The sequence below is a fragment of the Streptomyces sp. NPDC005070 genome, from assembly GCF_053600395.1.
The window spans coordinates 1-1438 of the sequence record NZ_JBSFZS010000505.1 but is presented as its reverse complement, the minus strand read 5'-3'; the positions used below and the strand labels follow the sequence as shown (position 1 = coordinate 1438).

Here is a 1438-nt window from a genome sequence, read left to right as displayed (position 1 = left end):
AGACGCCACCGGCCTGGCCCGCATCCGCTCCGGACGCCGAACCCGCCTGCGGGGAGGCCGTCTTGGCGGGCCTCGCCGAGGAACTCCGGTTCGGGCAGGGCCGAGCGGTCCAGTTTGCCGGTCGCGCCGAGCGGGAGGCGGCCCAGGGCCACGAAGGCGGCGGGCACCATGTAGTCGGGCAGCCGCGCGGCGGTGAACTTGCGCAGTTCGGCGGAGGAGGCTCCGGCGAGGACGTCCACGTCGCCGATGCCGCCGGCGCCGTCGTCGCCCACGGCGCCTTCGCCGGTGTGCACGACGTAGGCGACGAGCCGTTTGCCGCCCGCGGGCACCTCCCGGCTGATCACCACCGCCTCGCTGATCCCGGGGTGCTGGGTGATCGCCGCCTCGACCTCGGCGGTCTCGATGCGAAAACCGCGCACCTTGACCTGGCCGTCGCCGCGGCCCACGCATTCGAGCTGCCCGCGGGCGTTGTGGCGGGCCAGGTCGCCGGTGCGGTACATCCGCTCGCCCGCCGGCCCGTAGGGGTCGGCGACGTAGCGTTCGGCGGTCAGGGCCGCGCGGCCGTGGTAGCCGCGGCCCAGGCAGGTCCCGGCGACGTACAGCTCACCGATGACGCCCCGGGGCACCGGGGCGAGGCCGGGCCCAAGGACGTAGGCGCGCATGTTGCCCAGCGGGGTGCCGATGGGGGCGACGTCGCCGTCCGGCCACTCCTGGGCGGGGTCGAGGGCGAAGGCGGTGGCGTAGAAACTCTCGCTCTGGCCGTAGGAGTTGACGATCCGGGCGGCGGGCAGGGCCTCGCGCACCTGGCGCACCAGCCGGCCCGGGAGCACGTCGCCGGCGAGGACGACGGTGTGCACGTCGGGCGCGTTGCCGAGGTGGCCGGCGAGTTCGCCCAGCACCGAGGGGACGCCGCTGACGATGTGCCCGTCCCAGTTCTCCCGTTCCGCGAGCGCCAGCGTGTTCGTGACGATCTCGGCGGTGCCGCCGGTGCTCAGGGTGGTCAGCAGCTCGAAGACGGAGACGTCGAAGTTGACGGAGGTGCCGGCCAGCATCCGCCATCCGGGCGGCGCGTCGAGGACGTCGACGAGTTCGCGTACGCCGTCGACGACGCCCCGGTGGGTGAGGGCGGCGCCCTTGGGCTCGCCGGTGGAGCCGGAGGTGTACATCACGTACGCCAGGTTGTCCGGGGTGAGCGGCGCGCGGCGCACCGCGTCGTCCGGGGCGCCCGGGGCCGGCTCCCAGCCGGCGCGCTCGTCGAGGCGGACGACGACGGCGATGTCGTCGGCGGGGATCTCCCGCCAGGTCGTGGTGTCGGTGACCGCGAAGCGCGGGGCCGCCTGCGTCAGCACGCTGTGGGTCCAGGTGGTGTTCTGCGGCGCCCTGCTGAAGCTGCACGGCGTGCCCGGCCTCGAACAGCTCTCCTGGCTCGTGCCCTCCC

Annotated in this window: 1 protein-coding gene; it reads right to left on the bottom strand. The window is 74.7% G+C overall.

The features are described 5' to 3' along the window. A partial coding sequence (locus ACWEBX_RS40640) for an AMP-binding protein (protein WP_451889713.1) occupies window positions 1-1349 on the bottom strand: 1349 nt, incomplete at its 3' end. Window positions 1350-1438 lie beyond the last annotated feature (89 nt).